This window comes from Bacillus sp. FSL K6-3154, assembly GCF_040869395.1.
Classification (GTDB): Bacteria; Bacillota; Bacilli; order Bacillales; family Bacillaceae; genus Bacillus; species Bacillus safensis.
The window spans coordinates 2259878-2275237 of the sequence record NZ_CP152033.1 but is presented as its reverse complement, the minus strand read 5'-3'; the positions used below and the strand labels follow the sequence as shown (position 1 = coordinate 2275237).

Genomic DNA, 15360 nt, shown 5'->3' with positions numbered 1-15360 from the left:
TCTACAACTCCCTACTCATACAAGCCTTATAATATTAACTTCTGTTATTTCTTCAAATAAACTTTTTTTCGTTTCACTATGATATATTACTCCTAATGATCTGTTAGAGAATAAAGTAATGATCATTTTTTTTGTCTGGTCAATCACTTTTTTTAACTTCCTGCTATCAATACTTTCTGGCAATCTAAACTCTAACTGTCTAGGGGTAACAAAAAGAAATAATTCTAGATCTTCTTGAACCCCGCTAGCATTTGATTTATTTATTTTTTTCATATTAATGTTTAAAAATTTTTCGCATTCACTAAGTAGTTTCTTAAACTTCAAAAAATTGGATTCTAAGACTAATGTAAAAGAATAGTTCATTCAATCCCATCCTCCTAGAACATATTTAGTCAACTTCTTAAGAAACCCCGAATTATATTTTTGTTCAATTTCTTTAAATGTTATATCCGCATCAATAAACTTCATTATTTTGTCTAAATCAAGATTTTCAGTATCCCATTCTCTATGAATTTCTTCCAACTGAGTAGTCAAAGTTACTGAAGGACAATTTTTTATTACTGCTAACCTTTTTTCAACCGAATATGTCTTTATTGCAAACTCTTTAATCTCAGCATCAGTTTCCGGCTCTTCTGAACTTAACTTTAATCTTAATACGTTATATTCTTCTTTTCTTTCTTTCAAAACCAAATACTTCTCATAGTCTATCAATCCTCAACTCACCACTCTTTTTCAAAAAAATCTTCTCTCTATTTAGATAAATAGTCCTGTTAATTTAATATTAAATCTAATATTTCTTTAGCTATATTATAAAGCAAACAATCCTATTAATGAAGAATTTTGTAAAATAAAGTATTGAATTGTATTTTTTATTCCTGATTATTCAGCTCTATTCTCCAGAATCATCAGGGGACTCCCTCACCGTTATGCAGGAACAAACGGTTGTTTGTTCAATACCAGGAGGATTTTGGGTGCGCTGAATATGTCGACTCCTTATCCTCACTCCGTTCTGGTATCGTTCACACATACTTTAATCGCTTCTGTTTAAGAGCGATAGCAGTCTATTTAAAACCTTAAACGACCATGTCCCTCACCTCAAGCAAGATTTAGACCCAACATCTTTTCTTGTTTCTCTCTCATCAAAGCATTTATTGCAGCTTGCGCCAGTTCATTTTTGAAACTCTAACGGGTTTGCTTGTTTAACCCCTAAAATATTCTTAAATACCTTTAATTGGACATTTGAAAGTCAGCCACTATTATAAAAGGTGAATTTATTGTTACTAAATTAAAATTAGAACATTGGAAACGACATCAAAAAAATTATTCAAATCGTTGATAATTCCTCATTCAAAAAACACTTATATATTTCAATATAAGGATACACCATCATCTATATCCTAACAAACAGACAGAAACAGACGACAAATAAGACGACATACTATAAGTTAGTGGACGCTTTTGGTCACAAAACACATTCTTTGAAAGAAATAAAAAACACCAAAGGTCCGTAAACCTTTGGTGTTTTAGATGCGGCCGAGAGGACTTGAACCTCCACGGGTTATTCACCCACTAGGCCCTCAACCTAGCGCGTCTGCCATTCCGCCACGACCGCGTGTATGATGTGCTCATATATTCATAAGTGCACTGTTTGAAAAAACAATGCGGGTGAAGGGACTTGAACCCCCACGTCATAAAGACACTAGATCCTAAGTCTAGCGCGTCTGCCAATTCCGCCACACCCGCGTGACAATGGTGAGCCATGAAGGACTCGAACCTTCGACCCTCTGATTAAAAGTCAGATGCTCTACCAACTGAGCTAATGGCTCATCTGCTATGCAGAAAAACATATATAAAAAATGGCTGGGCTAGCTGGATTCGAACCAACGCATGACGGAGTCAAAGTCCGTTGCCTTACCGCTTGGCTATAGCCCAACGAATCAAAAAACAAAACATGACCCGTACGGGATTCGAACCCGTGTTACCGCCGTGAAAGGGCGGTGTCTTAACCGCTTGACCAACGGGCCATACAATAATGGCGGAGAAGGAGGGATTTGAACCCTCGCGCCGCTTACGCGACCTACACCCTTAGCAGGGGCGCCTCTTCAGCCACTTGAGTACTTCTCCATTATGGCTCCGCAGGTAGGACTCGAACCTACGACCGATCGGTTAACAGCCGATAGCTCTACCACTGAGCTACTGCGGAATAATAAGACATGTTTCATTATATCTATGCCAGAAAAATGTGTCAAGAATTTTTAAGTGTTTCATTCCTGTCTCATTAGCGACGGCTTTTATAATTTAACATATACTAATATAACAGTCAAGCCTTTCTTCCTTCCTTTTTGTTTTCTGTTTAGACATGACAGAAAGACCCCGACCTCTAACTGAAAGACCAAGGTCTCCTTGCTGCTGCGCTCCCTATAGGTTCATGACAGCTTATACTTTCGCATCCACTTATAAAAGGTGCTTCTTGGCACCCCTGCTGACCTCGCTGCTTCTGACACATGACCTTTTGTTTTGTGCAGTGCTTCTATCACTGTTTGCTTTTGAATGCGTTCCCTAAACGTGAGCTCTTTTGGAATCTCGGTACATTCTACTGGAGGCAGCTTCTGCTTTTTCTGATCCATCGTCTCTAATACCGCCGTATATTGCGATTCACCAATCCATCCTCCTTTAGGAAACAGAACCCTTATATGTTCAAACAGATTAAAAAGCTCTCGTATGTTTCCAGGCCAATGGTACGCTTCTAGCTTACGAAAAAAGGATTCAGGAAATGCTGCATTCCATTGGTGTTTCTTTTGGTAGTAACGATATAAATCAACAATGTCTTCTTTTCTTTCTCTAAGCGGCGGGATGTTGATTGGGTAGACATGAAGTCGGTAATACAAATCTTCTCGTATTTCACCTTCCTTCATCAGTTCGTTCATATTTCGGTGTGTCGCTGTAATGATTCTAATATCCAAAGGGATTTCGTGTGTCCCGCCGAGCGGTACGACTTTTCTTTCTTCAATGACCCTAAGAAGCGCCACTTGCATCGCATAAGGGATTTCGCCAATTTCGTCTAAAAAGAGCGTTCCTTTATGCGCCTGTTCAAATTTCCCCTTTCCTCCATGACGTTTTGCCCCTGTAAAAGCTCCTTCAGCATAACCAAATAGTTCGCTTTCTAACAGGCTTTCTGGTATGGCTCCACAATTAACGGCAATAAACGGTCCTTTATGTCTTTCACTAGCTAAGTGAATCGCTCGAGCGGCCAGTTCTTTCCCTGTACCAGTTTCTCCCCAAATATATACATTTACATCTGTTTGTGCCGCTCGTTTCAATTCGCTGAGCGTCTGCTGAAATACTGTACTTGTTCCAGATTCCCCGGGAAATTGAGCAAAAGAAACGGTTATATTACTCTTCGCTGCTTCTTCAAGAGAAAAAGACATCCCAAGCAGCTTTCCGTCTTGTTCTGACTGAATGATCTGCTTGCCCCGTGTAACAAATGTATCAGCCATGAGCAGCTCAACATCCATTCCGTACCAGTCTGAAAACCGGTCTCTAATCGGCTTGCTTGCCAAAACAATCTGCTTTTTCTCATTACAGACAACATACGGCTCGTCCACTTCTACCTGCTGGAGACAAAGACTGACCAGCTCCATCTCTTTCCTTTTTTGCTGGACCTGAATTTCTCTCTCGATGGCATATGCAACTGTTGAAGCCATTCCAAGCATAAAAGGATGATTTTGATCCGCCATACAGGAGATATCAATGACTCCTATGATCGTGCCGTCTGCATCACGAATAGGGGCCGCTGAACAGCTCCAATGGTGGGAAGCGACTGAAAAATGCTCAGTTCCGTTGATCGCTACGGCTTCCCCAATGACCAGTGCCGTTCCAATAGCGTTCGTTCCCACATCGGCTTCGGTCCAGCGCGCGCCCTCCATAAAATTTATTTTTTTCGCTTCGACCAGCGTCCTTTGGCTTCCTGTCAGACTTAGCACATAACCATCTGCATCGATAAGTAATGCCATCATGTCTGATTCTTTTAATTGCTGACTGATTTTATTTAAGTAAGGAAGAGCAGCATTTAGGAATAGTGAGTACTTCTTTTTTTGAATACTGAATAATTCCTTTTCTAACAACGACTGTCCTTTATCTAAATACGGGTTCACATTTGCCTGTTTACATCTGTGCCATGACTCCATCACTCTCTTATCCAGACGAGACCTATCAAGCAAACCTTCATGAACAAAACGTTTCCAAGTATTTAAATAACAAGGCGTCGGATTCATTCCATCCTCTCCTCTGGGGGCTTTTTATCCATTATAGATAATTATAAAAGCGCTTTCAATTATTGGCTGACCCAGGAAGTCATTCAGATAGAAAGTTTATCTATCAGCAGTGCACCGCTCGTCCATTTGTTTGCAGCAAGGCTTCGTGTATCGCCTCAGAGAGTGTCGGATGTGCCGCAATAAACTGCTCTAATGTATCAGCTGTCAACTCTGTATGCATCATTACCGCCGCTTGTCCAATCAGTTCTGTTGCATTCGGCCCGATGATGGATACACCTAAAATTTCTTGATATTGCGGTTCAACAATGACCTTTACTTGACCAGCTGGCTGATTTAAAATTAATGCTTTTCCATTTGCAGAAAATGCGAATTTCCCTATTCGAATCTCCCCATATTGTTTTCTAGCATTCTCTTCATTTAAACCGACACTAGCGATTTCTGGAGACGTGTAGATGCACCTTGGAATCACTTGTTCATTGACCTTTACATCTTCACCTGATGCATGTGATGCCGCAATCGTTCCTTCATGAAAAGCAACATGAGCAAGCTGAACGCCGCCTGTCACATCACCGCACGCATAGATATGCGGGAGATTGGTTTGCATATGCTCATTCACACAGATGCCGTTCCTGTCAAATTCAATGCCGATCTGCTCAAGATTCAGCTCTCCCAGCCTCGGCTTTCTGCCAATGGCGACTAAACAATGATCAGACTGGATGTCACAGCGCTCCCCATGATCCTTCTCAATGACCACTTTTTTTGAAATTGCATCAAGCTGTTTGACTGCTGCTGATGTCAAAATCTCCACACCTGCTTTTTGAAGCTGATCGTGAAGACATTTAGCCGTATCGTGATCTTCTTCAGGTAAAATGTGTGCTGCCTGTTCCACCATGACAACCTTTGATCCCATTCGGCTAAAGATGCTTGCAAACTCACAGCCGATCACCCCTCCACCAATGATACAAAGCGAATCTGGTATTGAAGGGAGCGTCATCGCATCCTTACTATCAATGATCCACTCTCTGTCAAATGGGGCGAAAGGTAAAGCAGCAGGTTCTGATCCTGAAGCAATAATGATTTGTTTTGCCTGAATGATTTCAGATTTCCCTTCACTTTCTATCAATAGCTCATGTGCTGAAAGAAATGATGCCTTCCCATTTAACACGCTGATTTTGTTTTTATTCATCAAATAACGAACGCCATCAGTCAGCTGCTTGACGACTGACCGTTTCCGCCTTTGAACGGCATCCCAATGAATGACAGGCTCCTTCCCTGGAAGCTCAATTCCAAAGTGTCCAGCTGATTTCACATGCTCGTACATATCAGCGCTTTGCAAAAGTGCTTTCGTTGGAATACAGCCTTCATTCAGGCAGGTACCTCCTAACAGGCCTTGGTCGATTAGTAAAACCTCTCTGTCAAAACGGGCGGCTGTTATTGCCGCCACATATCCTGCTGGCCCGCCTCCTATAATGACAAGCGTCATTCATTTCACCTTCTTCCTATAAAAGAATGGATACTGGATTTTCTAAATACGCTTTAACAGTTGATAAAAATTGTGATGCCGGAGCCCCGTCCAGCACGCGATGGTCAAATGTCAGACTGAGTGGCAGGATCGTCCCTTTACATAATTCATTCCCATGATATACAGGCATGTGATCCGCTTTACCAACGCCAAGAATACCTGCTTCCGGCGGATTCAAAATCGGTGTAAAATGTTCCACACCATAGGCGCCTAGGTTAGTGATTGTAAAGGTAGAGCCTTCAATTTCATCGTGGAGAAGTTTGCCTTCACGTGCTTTTTTGCCATACGATTTGATGCTCTTCGCCAGCTCAATAAGTGAAAGTTTTTCCGCGTGCTGAATAACAGGCACTGCCAGACCGTGATCTAAAGCAGCAGCGATTCCAAGATGAACATACTCAAAAGTTTCGACTCTATCATTCTGATATTGACTGTTCATTGCAGAATGCTCTAGCAGGGAAAGAACCACTGCTTTGGCTACAAAATCGGTCATGGTTAATTTCATATCGTGTCGTCCTGCGGCTGTTTCGTTCAACTCAGACTGTAATGCTGTCAGCTTTGTCACATCCGCTTTCATCGTTATTGTTAATTGTGCACTTGTTTGCAGGCTTTCCATCATTCGCGAGGCAATGGTTTTCCGCATCATGCTGACTGGCTGAGGCTTTGTTGGTTCATTGTGTTGTTTTTCTTTTTCATCAGGAAGTGCCCGAAGCACATCCGCTTTCGTGATTCTCCCATCTGGACCTGTTCCCACTAGTGTATGAATATCCAGATTAGCGCTTTGAGCAATCTTACGTGCCACAGGGGAGATTTTCTTTCTCTCTTTCTTTTGTTTTGGCGGCAGGTCTTTTTCTTTCTTTTCCTCGACCTGTTCATTTCCTTCACCGATATAGCAGATGACCGTGCCAGGCGGTACACCTTCTCCCTCAGGCACTTTTATATCCAATATGGTTCCTTCTGCAGGTGATTCTATCTCCATTTCAATTTTTTCAGAGTTGATGCTTGCAATGCTTTCCCCTTTATTTACGGTCTCTCCGATCTCTTTATTCCAGACAGATACCGTTCCTTCTTTCATTGACATGCCCAATTTCGGCATCACAACCTCGACAGCCATCTCCCTCTCTCCTTTCTTTAGTTCAAGATCTTGTCATGACTCTTTCCAACCATCTCTAATACGGTGTTCACAACCTTTTCAGGTGTCGGCAAATAGATATCTTCAAGCGGTGGTGAAAACGGAACCGGTGTATGAGGAGCCGTCACTTTTTTGATTGGAGCGTCAAGTAAATCGAACCCTTTATCCGCAACCAGAGAAGAAATATCTGCGGCAATTCCGCACCTCGGATTTGCTTCATCTACAATGACAAGCCGATTTGTTTTTTCTACTGAAGTTAGAATGGCCTCTTCATCGAGCGGTGACAAGCTTCTTGGATCAATCACCTCTGCTTCAATTCCTTGGGCAGCTAATTGCTCGGCCGCTTCGAGTGCTGTATGAACTTGTTTACCTACTGCAAAAATGGTCACATCTGAGCCTTCTCTTTTCACATCTGCTTTGCCAAGCGGCAGCGTGTAGTATCGCTCTGGAACATCTCCTGTGATATTGTAAAGCGTTTTGTCTTCAAAAAAGATGACAGGGTCCTGATCCTCGATGGCTGCCAGCAGCAATCCTTTGGCATCGTATGGTGAAGAAGGCACCACCACTTTCAATCCAGGGATGCTTGTAAATAGCGCATACAAGCTTTGCGAATGCTGAGCAGCTGCTCTAAAACCCGCCCCATGTGTCGTTCTGATCGTGATCGGTACCTCTGCTTTTCCGCCAAACATGTATCGGAATTTTGCTCCTTGATTCAGCACTTGATCCAGACAGGTGCCGATAAAATCATTAAACATGAGTTCTGCAATTGGTCTTAGCCCTGTGGAAGCTGCTGCCATGGCCGCACCTACATAGCCAGCTTCACTAATCGGTGTGTCAAGAACTCGCTCACGCCCAAACTCCTGAACGATTCCTTTCGTTACACCAAGCACACCGCCCCATGCTTCATCATCCTGTAAGTGATCGACATGAGCGCCTCCAGCAACATCTTCCCCCATTAAAATGACATCCTCGTCTCTTCTCATGGCAAGTTTAATCGCTTCATTTAATGCACTAGACATGCTGATTTCTCTTGTCATTTTCCTCTCCCCCTTTGATTTATTGATACGAAACATACACGTCGGTCAATAATTCGGCCTGATCTGGATATTCACTTTCTTCACTGAATGTAACGGCTTCATCTATCGCTTCTGCTACAGCCGCTTCAATATTTGATAGCTCCCCATTCGTCAGCAGCTGCTGCTTGATCAATTCATTTTTAAAAAGAGCGATCGCATCTCTCTCTTCTTGATGTTCTATTTTTTCTTGATTGGTTTTGTAACGCTGGGCGTCTCCTTCGAAATGGCCATAATTTCGATATGTCATGCATTCTATCAATGTCGGACCTTCTCCATTTTTTGCTCGTTCAATTGCTTGCTCTGCGGCTTGATAAACGGCCATCACATCTTTTCCATCTACTTGAATCCCAGGAATGTCATAACCGGCGGCTCGATCTACGATTGATTTGCAGCTTGAAGCATAGGAAAATGGTGTCGCCTCCCCGTACCCATTGTTTTCTGCAATGAAAATGACGGGCAGTTTCCAGATGGCCGCGAGATTGATTCCTTCGTGGAAAGTCCCTTGATTGTTTGCACCATCTCCAAAAAAGCAAACGCTTACATTTTCTGTCTTTTTATATTTAGCTGTGAGGGCTGCCCCGCACGCAAGAGGAAAGCCCCCTCCAACAATTCCGTTGGCACCAAGCATTCCTTTATCAAAATCTGCAATGTGCATGGATCCGCCTTTGCCTTTACAGAGACCTGTTGCTTTCCCATAGATTTCTGCCATCATTCCTTTTAGATCACAGCCCTTCGCTATACAGTGGCCGTGGCCCCGGTGTGTACTTGTAATACTGTCTTTTTCATTCAGATGAGCACAGACTCCTACGGCAACAGCTTCTTCGCCAGCATAAAGATGGACAAACCCCGGCAAGATTCCTTTTGTAAAAAGCGTGTGCACTCGGTCTTCAAATTGGCGGATTTCCTGCATCTTTTGATACATCCATACGGCTTTTTCTTTAGTCAATGCCATTTCCATTTAGTAAAACCTCCTATCTTTTTTGCTTGCACTACTATACAAGCAAAAATCGTGCCAACATGACGACGCATGAACACTTAGGATTTGAACGAATCATACCGATGAAAAAAGAGACAAAATGAGACATGCGTCTCTTTTTGTCTCAATATGTCCACACATCTATAGAAACAAAAAAAGCACCCCCATAGAGGAATGCTTGTCACAATGAATCGGTTGTACGCTGCCACTTTAATTTCCCTTTGCAGACGCCGCATACATAACGAGAGGTATCAAACCGTCTTTTCCTTATAAAAGACCGGCCGCATCCTGTGCAAATATATTCATGACGTTTCTCCGCACGGCGCTTATTTTGTACGGTCTTTAGCGGTGTACAAAAACGCGGGGCTCCTACTTGTTTTAATAACGCTTTAAAATCACGGTCACGGTGCTGATAGCCCTTTCCCTCAAGGTGCAGATGATAATGACACAGCTCATGCTTGATGATTCCGATTAATTCTTCTCGTCCATGCTCCTCTAGGTATCGGCGGTTCAGTTCGATGTTGTGTGTACCAAGTAAATATCGTCCGCCTGTCGTTTTTAGACGGTCATTAAAAACAGCCTGATGGCGGAATGCCTTGCCAAAGAACTGCTGGGAAATGTGCTCTGTTAACTGCTGTAACTCTCTCTCGTTCAATCAAGATCGTTCCTTTCTATAAAAACCTCGAACGGGACAATTTCCCCTATGCATACATTGAAGGTACATCCACTGTTTCGATCAAAGGAGGAATGGGCGATGCCCAACTGGCTGAAAAATCAGATGCAGAAGGCATTTTATGAGAAAAATCATTATCAAATCAAATTGCTGAATCAATGCTGGTACTTCTATAGAAAAAAACATTCAGTCACATCAAGGCACACCCCATCCTAAGGTGCGCCTCGTTTTTTTGTTACTCTGGTTTCAGCATGGAGAGGGCAACACGGCCTTTCGTCTGGTCAACGGAGTCCACCCATACGGTCACAATGTCACCAACTGATACAACGTCAAGCGGATGCTTCACAAAACGATTGCTTAGCTTGGAAATATGCACAAGCCCATCCTGCTTTACACCAATATCAACAAATGCACCGAAGTCCACAACGTTTCTCACCGTTCCTTGCAGCTCCATTCCTTGCTTCAAGTCTTCCAATTTCAACACATCTGTTTTGAGCAGCGGTTTTGGCACTTCATCCCGTGGATCACGCTCAGGTCTTGTCAGCTGATCAATGATATCTTGAAGTGTAATTGTCCCAATGTCCAGCTGCTGGGCTGCTTCGTCCAGTTTCACTTCAGCAATTTTCTCTTTTAACTGCTCTGTGCCAAGATCGTCTGGCGTCATGTTGATCATGCGTAAAAACTGTTTTGTTTCTTTATAGCTCTCAGGGTGAATACCTGTACGATCAAGCGGATCTTGTCCGTCTGTAATGCGAAGGAAACCGATACACTGCTCATATGTCTTAGCACCGAGCCTTGGGATATCCTTCAATTCTTTTCTGCTTGTGAATCTCCCAATCTCTTCGCGGCGCTTGATGATATTCCCTGCGACGGCTTTTGAAAGGCCTGATACATATTGCAGCAGCGCCTGTGAGGCGGTATTGACGTTTACACCAACTTGGTTGACGACTGTTTCTACCACAAAGGTTAACGAGCTGTTTAATTGCTTCTGGCTGACATCATGCTGGTATTGGCCCACACCGACAGACTTCGGATCAATTTTCACGAGCTCTGCTAAAGGATCTTGTAATCTTCTAGCGATTGAGATGGCGCTTCGCTCTTCGACTTGCAGATCTGGAAACTCTTCTCGTGCCAGCGCTGATGCGGAGTAAACACTTGCTCCAGCTTCATTCACGATCAAATAAGACACCGGCTGATCCAGTTCTTGAATCAAGTCTGCAATGAATTGTTCTGTCTCTCTTGAGGCTGTACCGTTTCCAATCGCAATGACTTCAATGTTTGATGATTGAATGATCTCTTTGACTTTTTGTTTCGCTTCCGCTTTTTTCTGCACGGGCGGATGCGGGTAAATGACGCCAATATGATGGACTTTGCCTGTATCATCCACGACGGCTAATTTGCAGCCTGTCCGAAATGCGGGGTCGACTCCAAGTACACGTTTCCCTTTCATCGGCGGCTGAAGCAGCAGTTTTCTTAAGTTTTCAGCAAAAATATGAATCGCTTGTTCCTCTGCTTTTTCTGTCAGCTCTTTTCGTATTTCTCGCTCGATGGAAGGCTGAATGAGGCGTTTATACGCATCATCGATTGCCGCTTCAATAAACGGTCTCGCCGTCGTCTGTTTGCCTTTTAGAACTTGTTTGTCGAGATAGAAGCGAATATTTTCAGCAGGTGGTTCGATGGCTGCCTTTAAAATGCCCTCTTTCTCCCCGCGGTTGACCGCTAGTATACGGTGCGGGACAATCTTTTTGATTGGCTCTTGATAATCGTAATACATTTCATAGACGTTTTTCTCATCGCTTTCGACGTCTTTTCCTGATGTGACCAGACTACCCTTTTGGTACGTTTCACTGCGAATCCATTTTCGCATATCAGGATCATCTGCAAGCTGTTCAGCAATGATGTGCTGCGCACCCTCAAGTGCCTCTTCTACATTTGCCACTTCTTTTTCTTCGTTAATAAAAGCAGCTGCTTTCTTCTCGATCTGATCGCTTGGCAGCGTGAGTAAATATTCTGCCAGCGGCTCCAGCCCTTTTGCTTTGGCTACATTCGCCTTTGTTTTGCGCTTTTGTTTGAATGGCCGGTATAAATCTTCGACCTCTTGCAGTTTATGCGCTTGTTCAATTTTCTGTTTTAATTCATCAGTCAGTTTGTCTTGTTCAGCAATTAAACGAATGACTTCTTCTTTTCGGTTCATGACATTTTGGATATATGTATAGCGCTCTGAAATGGTTTGAATTTGCACCTCATCCAGTGAGCCTGTCTGCTCTTTCCGATAACGGGCAATAAACGGGACGGTGTTGCCATCCTCTAAAAGCTTGATCACACTTTCAATTTGTTTTGTTGAAAGCTTTAATTCTGTCGCAATTTGTTTCAATAAAAAGTCAGATGTCTTCATACTTTGCATCCTCTCACTGTGTCTTCTCTTTTAGTGTATCAAAAAAACCGGCAAAACAGAAAAAAGGTCAGCTATTTTACGTGAGCTGACCAAGTACATAGGTGAGATCGTCCTTTTTGTCTTGTGTGTATGTTTCAAGCTGTTTGGCGATGTCTTCAACTGAATGTCCATGCTTTAAACACATGCGCATGTTTGGCACATTCAGTCCGTCTGAATACATAATGAATATCGATCCTTTTTCGTAGGAATAGGTGTATGTTTTATATTTTCTAGGTTTCCCTGATAAGTATCCTGATGTCGGAAGTGGATAAATATAGTCGCCAGAAGGTGCATTCAAGATAAACCGAATATTACCAACCGAACAATAGGTAAATTGCTGCTGGGAAAAATTCACCTTTAATATGGCCACAGTGGCCCCGCGTTTATTTTTCATAGCCTGATTGCATCTGTCGATGAGGGCCGCCACATCCTCATGTCCATATTCTTCGACAATTTCGCTGACTAAAGAAGATGATTCATTGGCGTACTGGCCGCTGCCCAATCCGTCTGCTACAGCACAAATTAGTTCTTCATCATCTGCTTTAATAAAAAAACTGTCCCCGCAGCATGCTTTTCCTTCTTTATTCGATTGATAAATAATGGCGTTTACATGCTCATGCTGTTCAATCTGCTTCATTACCCTAGCTCCATAGACGCATCTTCTGATAATGCATCTCGCAGTTTTTTCACTGCCTTTCGCTGCAGTCTCGATACATGCATTTGGGATATACCAAGCAAATCGCCTGTCTCTTTCTGACTCTTATTTTGCAAGTAAGTCAGATTGATAATCTCTTTTTCTCTATCCGACAGCACATGAAGCACACTCTCAAGCATCATTTTTTGATTCACACGTTCGTAGCCCTCTTCCTGTGAGCCGACAACGTCTAAAATCGTCACAGTACTTCCTTCAGAATCAGCCTCTACGCCTTGGTCAACAGACAGTGCTTGATAGCTTTTGCCCATCTCCATGGTTTCAAGTACTTCTTCTTCTGTTACATCTAGGTATTCTGCAATTTCTTGGACTTTAGGTGATTTCTGTGTCTCTGTTGTCAAATGATCAACTGCCATTTTGATTCTTGGTCCAAGCTCTTTAATCCGCCTTGGTACATGGACACTCCATGTCTTATCTCGTAAAAAGCGTTTGATTTCCCCGATGATGGTTGGAATAGCAAAGGCTTCAAATGATTTACCGACGAGCGGGTCGTATCGTTTAATAGCGCCAAGTAAACCTATCATTCCAACTTGTCTAAGGTCCTCATGAAAGCTTTTTCCTTTAGAATATTTTTTCGCCAGCATATCAACCAAGTTTGTATAGCATTCGACCAGCGTCAGCTGCGCCTGCTCGTCTTGATTGGTTTGATAGCTTTGGATGAGGCGGTCTACTTCATCTTTAGTTAGTTTCATAGTTTTGGATGGTTGTGTCATGGTCAACTCGCTCCCTGTTTAAAAACTTTGTCATCGCTACGGTAACTCCGGAGTTTGCTTGCACCTCGACTTCATCCATCAATGTTTGCATTAAGTATAAACCAAGACCTCCTTCTGCCAATTGATCCACCGTATGAGCAGATGTGTACGGTCCGAGGTCTTCCTGTTTTTGCTTAAAGTCAAAGCTACCGCCTTTGTCAGCGACAATGATTTCTAGACGATCCTCGTAGACAAGAAAGCGAACAGCCACCTCTCCATCTTCGCCGTCTTCACCTTTGTAGGCATGCTGAACTGCATTTGTACAGGCCTCACTGACGGCAATTTTTAAGTCCTCAATCTCTTCATAGGCATAGCCCATCCGGCTCGCTACGCCTGACAGAGTCAAGCGAATGATGCCTACATATTCTGGTTTTGCCGGTATTTTCATCTCGATTAGATCTACTGATTCGTTCATTGTACCCCACCCTCTGACTTTGCAGAAATGTCAATGATGTCCTTTAATCCAGTGATTTCAAACAACCTTACAAGCCGTTCTGACAAGTTCTCAAGCTTTAATGTGCCACCTGCTTTTTGAGCAGCTTTAAACAGCCCAACGAATACACCTAAACCTGTACTATCCATATACGTAACATCCTTTAGACAGATTTCAAGATGCTCTCCCGCCTCAGCTTTAGGCATGAGCGTTTCTCTTAGCTCAGGAGCGGAGTACACATCAATTTCTCCGCTGACACTGATTTTCGTTTTTTGATCTATTTGATGCTCTTTTACAGACATATTCATTATGCATTCACCTCGAAATTCTTGTTTCCTAAAGTTTTATATACCCGCATGTTCACTTTCTAAACCTTTCTTTTGAGAACAAGTAAAGTAAAGTCATCGTGCAGCTGAAAATCCTGCAGTTTGAGTAAGCTGGCGTAGATGGCATCCACCATTTCTTGAGCTGAGTAGGATAGGTGCTCAGATATGAGTGTTTTGATGTCCTCCCGCTCTAAGAAACCATCCTCTGACTTGGATTCTGTGACCCCATCAGAGAATAAGATCACCATGTCTCCTGCGTCCAAATGCTTCTCGTACTGTCTGTAGTCAAAGTCTGGTGCGATCCCAAGGACAAGCCCTTTTGCATCTAAATCGTAAAATGTGTTCTCTTTTTTGCAATAGAAAAAGCCCGGCTCATGACCAGCCGATGCGTATTTAAACTCATGCGTTTCTTTATTATAGCTGCCATAGAACATCGTGATAAACATACTTGGGTCTACGTTTTGCTCGACTACACGATTCAGGGTTTTCAGCACCTTTGTTGGGCCGCTCCCTGACTCTGGCAAGGAATCCATCGCATATTTAATCATCGACATACAGAGCGCAGCCGGGATTCCCTTTCCAATGACATCTGCGATCGCGATATTGATTGTATCGTGATCCGTTACAAAGTGGTAATAATCTCCACTCATCTGTTTTGCCGGTACACTAATTGCACCAATATCAAAGGTATCTCCTTCTGGAATTTTCGTTTCCAGAAGGGTTTGCTGAACATTTGCAGCAATTTCGATTTCAGATTTTATTTCTTGCTGGATGCCTCTGAGTGTTAAATGTTCTTGGTAGGCAAGTCCGTACCCAATCATGACTTCAATTAAGAAGTCTAGTGAATGAAAAACATCTTCCGGCAAATCAGGGTAAAGCTCCTGAATCACTTTTCGGTGAACACTCACTATTTCTTCAGGAGGTATTTGATGCTCAATGGTTTTACGGCTAAATTTTTGAGCTTGATAAAGCGATGTTTCAGTTAAATCACTGATATAACGACTGAGCAGCTGATGGTACCGCTGCTCCATTACCTCCTTAAAATCCATGGTT

Annotated in this window: 15 protein-coding genes and 7 tRNA genes; 1 reads left to right on the top strand and 21 read right to left on the bottom strand. The window is 42.8% G+C overall.

Annotated elements, in window-relative coordinates; all coding sequences use genetic code 11:
- Positions 1-15: 15 nt before the first annotated feature.
- The 15 genes from MHH61_RS11635 to MHH61_RS11565 all read right to left on the bottom strand — a co-directional run bounded on the left by MHH61_RS11635 (position 16) and on the right by MHH61_RS11565 (position 9632).
- Complete coding sequence (locus tag MHH61_RS11635; protein WP_125587431.1) at positions 16-363, bottom strand: hypothetical protein; 348 nt, start codon at positions 361-363, stop codon at positions 16-18.
- The gene (locus tag MHH61_RS11630; RefSeq protein WP_125587432.1) at positions 364-684 is read right to left on the bottom strand and encodes a hypothetical protein; all 321 of its coding nucleotides are present in this window, start codon (positions 682-684) and stop codon (positions 364-366) included. It abuts the gene before it with no gap.
- A gap of 844 nt (positions 685-1528) precedes the next feature.
- Positions 1529-1612 (bottom strand) — tRNA-Leu (locus MHH61_RS11625).
- Positions 1613-1660: 48 nt separating this feature from the next.
- Positions 1661-1743 (bottom strand) — tRNA-Leu (locus tag MHH61_RS11620).
- Between the two features lie 7 nt (positions 1744-1750).
- Positions 1751-1826: transfer RNA gene (locus tag MHH61_RS11615), tRNA-Lys, on the bottom strand.
- A 31-nt stretch (positions 1827-1857) separates the two neighbouring features.
- Positions 1858-1932: transfer RNA gene (locus MHH61_RS11610), tRNA-Gln, on the bottom strand.
- A 20-nt stretch (positions 1933-1952) separates the two neighbouring features.
- Positions 1953-2024, bottom strand: a tRNA-Glu gene (locus MHH61_RS11605).
- Positions 2025-2033: 9 nt separating this feature from the next.
- Positions 2034-2124, bottom strand: a tRNA-Ser gene (locus tag MHH61_RS11600).
- Between the two features lie 4 nt (positions 2125-2128).
- Positions 2129-2203, bottom strand: a tRNA-Asn gene (locus tag MHH61_RS11595).
- A gap of 223 nt (positions 2204-2426) precedes the next feature.
- The gene (locus MHH61_RS11590; protein WP_125587433.1) at positions 2427-4274 is read right to left on the bottom strand and encodes a sigma-54-dependent Fis family transcriptional regulator; all 1848 of its coding nucleotides are present in this window, start codon (positions 4272-4274) and stop codon (positions 2427-2429) included.
- 103 nt (positions 4275-4377) lie between these two features.
- Positions 4378-5757 carry a dihydrolipoyl dehydrogenase gene (gene lpdA, locus MHH61_RS11585; protein WP_125587434.1) on the bottom strand — a complete coding sequence of 460 codons (1380 nt, stop codon included), beginning with the start codon at positions 5755-5757 and terminating at the stop codon, positions 4378-4380.
- Positions 5758-5773: 16 nt separating this feature from the next.
- The gene (locus tag MHH61_RS11580; protein ID WP_125587435.1) at positions 5774-6907 is read right to left on the bottom strand and encodes a dihydrolipoamide acetyltransferase family protein; all 1134 of its coding nucleotides are present in this window, start codon (positions 6905-6907) and stop codon (positions 5774-5776) included.
- A 17-nt stretch (positions 6908-6924) separates the two neighbouring features.
- Positions 6925-7962, bottom strand: a complete 1038-nt coding sequence (locus tag MHH61_RS11575; RefSeq protein WP_034622614.1) for an alpha-ketoacid dehydrogenase subunit beta — start codon at positions 7960-7962, stop codon at positions 6925-6927.
- Positions 7963-7981: 19 nt separating this feature from the next.
- Positions 7982-8959, bottom strand: a complete 978-nt coding sequence (locus tag MHH61_RS11570) for a thiamine pyrophosphate-dependent dehydrogenase E1 component subunit alpha (RefSeq protein WP_125587436.1) — start codon at positions 8957-8959, stop codon at positions 7982-7984.
- A 199-nt stretch (positions 8960-9158) separates the two neighbouring features.
- Positions 9159-9632, bottom strand: a complete 474-nt coding sequence (locus MHH61_RS11565) for a SprT family protein (protein WP_025093579.1) — start codon at positions 9630-9632, stop codon at positions 9159-9161.
- A gap of 99 nt (positions 9633-9731) precedes the next feature.
- On the opposite strand from MHH61_RS11565, the gene cmpA reads away from it, so the two are divergent.
- Positions 9732-9866: a cortex morphogenetic protein CmpA gene (gene cmpA / locus MHH61_RS11560; protein WP_008346893.1), complete on the top strand. Its 135-nt coding sequence runs from the start codon at positions 9732-9734 to the stop codon at positions 9864-9866.
- Positions 9867-9885: 19 nt separating this feature from the next.
- Here the strand turns inward: cmpA and MHH61_RS11555 are convergent, their stop codons facing one another.
- From MHH61_RS11555 to MHH61_RS11530, 6 genes are all read right to left on the bottom strand, one after another.
- Positions 9886-12045, bottom strand: coding sequence for a Tex family protein (locus MHH61_RS11555; protein WP_125587437.1), 2160 nt, complete (start codon positions 12043-12045; stop codon positions 9886-9888).
- A 76-nt stretch (positions 12046-12121) separates the two neighbouring features.
- The gene (locus MHH61_RS11550) at positions 12122-12721 is read right to left on the bottom strand and encodes a PP2C family serine/threonine-protein phosphatase (protein ID WP_024427379.1); all 600 of its coding nucleotides are present in this window, start codon (positions 12719-12721) and stop codon (positions 12122-12124) included.
- Positions 12721-13509 (bottom strand): RNA polymerase sigma factor SigB, encoded by a 789-nt coding sequence (sigB, locus tag MHH61_RS11545; protein WP_024427378.1) that lies wholly within the window; start codon positions 13507-13509, stop codon positions 12721-12723. Before sigB ends, MHH61_RS11550 begins: the two co-directional genes overlap by 1 nt.
- On the bottom strand, positions 13475-13963 hold the full coding sequence (rsbW, locus tag MHH61_RS11540; protein WP_024425393.1) for an anti-sigma B factor RsbW: 489 nt from the start codon (positions 13961-13963) through the stop codon (positions 13475-13477). The genes sigB and rsbW overlap by 35 nt, the downstream gene beginning before the upstream one ends.
- A complete protein-coding gene (locus MHH61_RS11535; RefSeq protein WP_024425392.1) occupies positions 13960-14289 on the bottom strand; it encodes an anti-sigma factor antagonist in 330 nt (109 codons plus the stop codon). Before MHH61_RS11535 ends, rsbW begins: the two co-directional genes overlap by 4 nt.
- A 59-nt stretch (positions 14290-14348) precedes the next feature.
- Entirely contained in the window at positions 14349-15356 is a 1008-nt protein-coding gene (locus tag MHH61_RS11530; protein ID WP_024425391.1) for a PP2C family protein-serine/threonine phosphatase, read from the bottom strand.
- Between the last annotated feature and the right edge of the window lie 4 nt (positions 15357-15360).

Coding starts and splice junctions, on each gene's coding strand:
- MHH61_RS11635 (WP_125587431.1), bottom strand. CDS start 363: ATGAACTATTCTTTTACATTAGTCTTAGAATCCAATTTTTTGAAGTTT.
- MHH61_RS11590 (WP_125587433.1), bottom strand. CDS start 4,274: ATGAATCCGACGCCTTGTTATTTAAATACTTGGAAACGTTTTGTTCAT.
- lpdA (WP_125587434.1), bottom strand. CDS start 5,757: ATGACGCTTGTCATTATAGGAGGCGGGCCAGCAGGATATGTGGCGGCA.
- MHH61_RS11580 (WP_125587435.1), bottom strand. CDS start 6,907: ATGGCTGTCGAGGTTGTGATGCCGAAATTGGGCATGTCAATGAAAGAA.
- MHH61_RS11575 (WP_034622614.1), bottom strand. CDS start 7,962: ATGACAAGAGAAATCAGCATGTCTAGTGCATTAAATGAAGCGATTAAA.
- MHH61_RS11570 (WP_125587436.1), bottom strand. CDS start 8,959: ATGGAAATGGCATTGACTAAAGAAAAAGCCGTATGGATGTATCAAAAG.
- cmpA (WP_008346893.1), top strand. CDS start 9,732: ATGCCCAACTGGCTGAAAAATCAGATGCAGAAGGCATTTTATGAGAAA.
- MHH61_RS11555 (WP_125587437.1), bottom strand. CDS start 12,045: ATGAAGACATCTGACTTTTTATTGAAACAAATTGCGACAGAATTAAAG.
- MHH61_RS11550 (WP_024427379.1), bottom strand. CDS start 12,721: ATGAAGCAGATTGAACAGCATGAGCATGTAAACGCCATTATTTATCAA.
- sigB (WP_024427378.1), bottom strand. CDS start 13,509: ATGACACAACCATCCAAAACTATGAAACTAACTAAAGATGAAGTAGAC.
- rsbW (WP_024425393.1), bottom strand. CDS start 13,963: ATGAACGAATCAGTAGATCTAATCGAGATGAAAATACCGGCAAAACCA.
- MHH61_RS11535 (WP_024425392.1), bottom strand. CDS start 14,289: ATGAATATGTCTGTAAAAGAGCATCAAATAGATCAAAAAACGAAAATC.
- MHH61_RS11530 (WP_024425391.1), bottom strand. CDS start 15,356: ATGGATTTTAAGGAGGTAATGGAGCAGCGGTACCATCAGCTGCTCAGT.